Raw genomic sequence first — 4,569 nt, 5'->3', positions numbered from 1 at the left:
TAAACTCTGAAATTTTCAGAATTTACAGGCATTTATTTTATGGAAGTCCCCTTTATGCTGATTATGTATTTATTGAGGGAAGCAAAAATGCGGGCTACCCGGACCTTTGCTGGACGGCAGGAAAGCGGCGCGCGACATGAAGGCATTCGCCCATGCGCATTCCGTGGAACAGGCCAGCCGCCTGAACAATATTGACGTTCTGCGCCGAAAGTACCCGCGAGGCACTTCGCTGACTGAGCTGCCGTGAAGAAGAACGACGCACTGGCGATCGACCATAATTTTTGAATCGCTCGTATGGATAAGAGCCCTCGCCTTTGGTGGGATGATGTGATCAGTCTGAGGGCTTCTCCGGGATGGAGCCATCGAAGTCAAGGCCGGTTAATATTCTGGGGCCCGGACGGAGCCGGACTTGCAGCGTTTGTTGCTAGCGACAACAAGGGAATACCCTACACATACATATAAACCTGAAATTAAATGGAATAAGATTTAAATTCCTATGCATTAGGGTTAACCCCCCCCCCCCCGAAAATGCATGACTCTAAGCTGTTGCAGTGCCTTGCCAAAGGCATGCGGCCGCTTTGCTGCCTCCCACTGCAGCAAAGCGGCAGAAAAATTTTTCACTTGGAGTAATCAGGAATGAATTCCAATTTCAAGGTGGTCTTCAACAAGGCGCGCGGCGCCCTGATGGTGGCCAACGAGATCACATCGAGCGTCCAGGCCAAGGGCACGAAGACGGTTGTTGCGGCGGCTGTTGCTGCTGTGATGGCGGGTGTCGCCGGGACGGCGATGGCGGCTGATGTCACGTCTACATTGGTTAACGATAAGACCGAGAACACGGCTACTGTCCTCGCCAAGGGCTACGAGAACCTTACGATTAATAAGGAAACCAATTTTGGCGGCAAGAACTATGGTGCTGTGATCGTTAACGGCGTCAGCGGTGCTTCCGGTGCTGTGCTCTCTGTTGACGGCGCTAAGTTCAACAACAACACGGCCTACACCAACGTTACAGATACTGCCGCTGCTTACGGTCAGGGTGGTGCGCTTGCTGTTTACAACAGCAAGCTTCAGTTCAACAATGCCCAGATCTCCGGCAATACAGCTCAGGGACACGGCGGTGCGGTAGTTCTTCAGAGTAGCTCTGAAGTGACCTTCCATGTCTCCGGGCATCAGGACGTCGTCTACGCCGGCAATAAGGCGGGTTCCGGCTATACCAAATACGAAGACATGGGCGGCTTTGCCTATGTCAAGGATGGTTCGACTCTGACGCTTTCAGCTGACAAGGGTTCGTCCCTGACGATCGGTAATGCCGGCGCTGCTGAAACGGCTGGTCTTGACTCCATTGCCTCCTATAACAACGGCACGATCAAGGTCGGCGGCGACGTGACCATCAACGGCTCGACCGAATGGTTCACCGGTACGATCACGGCTCAGTCTGGCTCTACGCTGACGCTGGCTACGGGCTTTGGCTCGCGCAATACTCAGGTGCAGGTTGCGGCAAATAACCAGGCCAGCGGTGCTGCAGTCTCCGGAGCTACCCTTGCAAGCGGTTCTGTTCTGACTGTGGAATCGGGCGCTTCCGTCACCATTAACGACGTTCTGGAAGTGACCGGTACTGTGGGTCAGAGCGGGGCCGGCACGACGGTGAATGTCAACGCGAACGGCAAGTTCGTGGTTGACGGCATCAAGGTGACGACGCTTGCCTATGCAGATAAGGATAGCGGCGCTTCTGGCACGGCTATCGGCAAGGGCCTCACGACTGCGGGCTACGGCGTTATCAATGTGGAATCTACCTCTGGCGCCGCAACGGTCCGCAAGGATGTCGTTGTCGATCAGACCACCAAACTGGATAAGACCGGCGCAGGCGTTCTCAAGATTGAGGGAACGCTTTCTACCGCAGCGGAAACGAAGGATGCTTCCGGTGCTGTTACCAAAGCCACCGGTCAGTTCAACCTCGCGTCCGGTTCGGTTACGACCAACAATCTCGCCAACGCTGGTGCAACCAATGTTGCGGCGAATGCGAAGCTGACGGTTACAGGCACTGAAGGTGCGAACTCTGGCGTGATCACGCTCGGAACCGCTAATGATCAGGCTTCCGGCGGCAGCCTTGTTGTTGCCAAGGGCGGCTCACTCGTGAATACGGGCTCGATCGCGGTTGCAGCCTCCGGTGCTGGCAACGTCATCGTGAACGGCAAGCTCGACAACTTCGTCACGAAGGATGTTTCGGGCAAGGCTGTGAACACCTACGGCAAGATCTCCGGCGTGACGGTTACGGTTGCTGACGGCGGCGTCCTCAGCACGAAGATCGGTGCGGATGAATATTTTGCTAAGAAAACGATTGTCTCTGAAGGCGGTACGTTCAATCTGACGGAGCTCAACTCCCAGAGCACGCCCAATGCAACAACTCCGGTTTATGACCAGACGCTGATTGCAGGCGGTACGACGCTGACGCTTGACGGCGGCGCTGTTACGCTCAATGGCGAAGCCTATGACAATGCCAAGATTCAGCTTGGTCTGATGTCTAAGGTTGGGGAACAGAATGTCTATACGAGCGGTACGCTCGAGGTGAAGAGCGGTACTTATACGGCCGATCAGCTGGTGTTCCGCAAGAACGATCAGCAGGGTTCCCAGGAGAAGTCGAACCTGACTGTCGGCGAAGGTGCGGCCTATACGCTCAATACTCTGGATGCCCGCAACGGCAAGGTCGATGTGGCCGGCTCCCTCACGGTGAGCAAGAAGCTGTCGGCTGCTGCTGATAGCTCTTTCACGGTTGAGAAGACCGGCGTCCTCACCACGACCGCGGATGCGATTGGCCTGACGGTCACAGCCAGCGGCGCCTCTCTCCCGACAAGCGGAGCTACGTTTGATTCGGGCTCTGTTGTCAACAACGGCAAGCTCGTTCTGAGCGGCCTTGACGCTACGACAACGAAGGCTGGCGTTCAGCAGGCTAAGAATGCAATCCAGGCTATAGCCTCTACTGGTCTGGTTGACTTCGGTACCCTCAAGATTTCGGATGCTCTGACGAGCGGCGGTACGGTTAAGTTCTCGGACGTTACTTCTAGTGGTGCTCTTGCCGGCATCACGAATGACCAGATTAAGAAGGCGACTGTTGAAGGCGTCGATGGTACCTTCGACAAGGCCGGCTCCTTTGGCAACCTGCTCCTTTCGGGCGCGACCTCGACTGCTACGGTTGGCAGTGGAGCTGCTCTGACGCTTAATAATGGCGGCGACCTTGTCAAGTTCGTGCCTGCCTCCGGCGATGCCACGATCAAGGGCATGTCGCTTGAATCTGATGCCTCTCTGACGACTACCGGCAAAGACGCCAAGATTGGCGCTGTTGTTAAGGCTCAGAATGCTACGGGTACGGCGCTTTCGGTTGCTTCCGGCAACTTGGAAGTCGCACAGACCGGTTTGAGCGGCAGCAATCTTCTCGTAGATGTTGCAGAACTTAATATTGCTGATGGCGCAGCGCTCTCCGTCGGTCTGACGGTTGCTCCGAAGGCCGCTTCGGGCAACACGCCCGCTGTTGAAGCCAAGTACGGCGACATCACCACGGGTACTCTTACTGTTGAAGGTACTCTCGCCGCTGACAAGAGCACCGTGACGGTTCAGTCCGGTGGTACGGTCAATGGTGTTGCGAACATCAAGACTCTCGCCCTGACCGGTACTCTGAACGTCGGCGCCAAGGAAGCCGCTGGCAGCCTCTCCGTCGGCGAACTCCAGGGTTCTGGCTACATCTTTGCGGATCCGGCCTGGGTCAACGGCGTCTCCGAAGAGCACTCCGTCGTCGCTGTAGGCAAGCTTGCTTCAGGCAGCACGGTTGAAGCCGGCCGCAACTCTATCGTTGCGGTGGGTACGTCGAATACGGCTGAAGCTGAAGCTGCTTTCAAGCAGTCGGGCTTCGTGCTTGCCGATACCGATGAGGAAACGGCTCCTTGGAATGCGGTCAGTTCCGTGGTTTATGTGAACGGCGGCAAGACGGTTTCCGGCTCTGCGACCACCTATACCGCGGTTGATGGTTATGTCCTCGCAACTGGAGCTGACAAGGGTACGGCAAAGACTGGTGAAGGCGTATACGTTGACGATGGCGCTTTGCTGATCATTGATGCAGCTACAGTCGATACAGAGGGCAATGAGAAGATCTTTAAAACCACGAATCAGAACAATGTGGAGATCAACGGCACTGTTTATGTGGCGAACACCGTCAACGGTGACAAGCTCAACCTCACAACGACTAACCTCGATACGGGCGATCAGTTCGTCTTCGACGGCGATATTCTGATGAGCTTCCGCCAGATGACTGATGCTCTTGACCATGGCACTGGCGTTTATGCCCTTGCGATGGATGACGAAGAAATCAAGACGCTCGGCATTGACGAGTTTGCTGGTTTCGACGCCGCCTACGCGATGTTCGAACAGGGCCTCAACCACGGCAAGTCTTCTTCCGCGGCCTTCAACAACTGGCTCTACAGCAGCATGAGCCATGGTGAAGACATCACGATCCCGGGTCTCCGCAAGATCGCCAATGACGTCGCTTCCCTCGGCGCCACCACCGGCGTTCAGACGCTCACG

The 4,569-nt window shown here is 55.9% G+C and carries 1 protein-coding gene; it reads left to right on the top strand.

Annotated elements, in window-relative coordinates; genetic code table 11:
- Window positions 1-636 precede the first annotated feature (636 nt).
- Window positions 637-4,569: ESPR-type extended signal peptide-containing protein (locus Q0106_RS01250; RefSeq protein WP_297607829.1), on the top strand; the 3,933-nt coding region annotated here is incomplete at its 3' end.

The sequence above is a fragment of the uncultured Sutterella sp. genome (assembly GCF_937923675.1).
Taxonomy (GTDB): Bacteria; Pseudomonadota; Gammaproteobacteria; order Burkholderiales; family Burkholderiaceae_F; genus Sutterella.
Note: the sequence above shows the minus strand (reverse complement) of the source record. Positions and strands in the feature narration are given on the sequence as shown.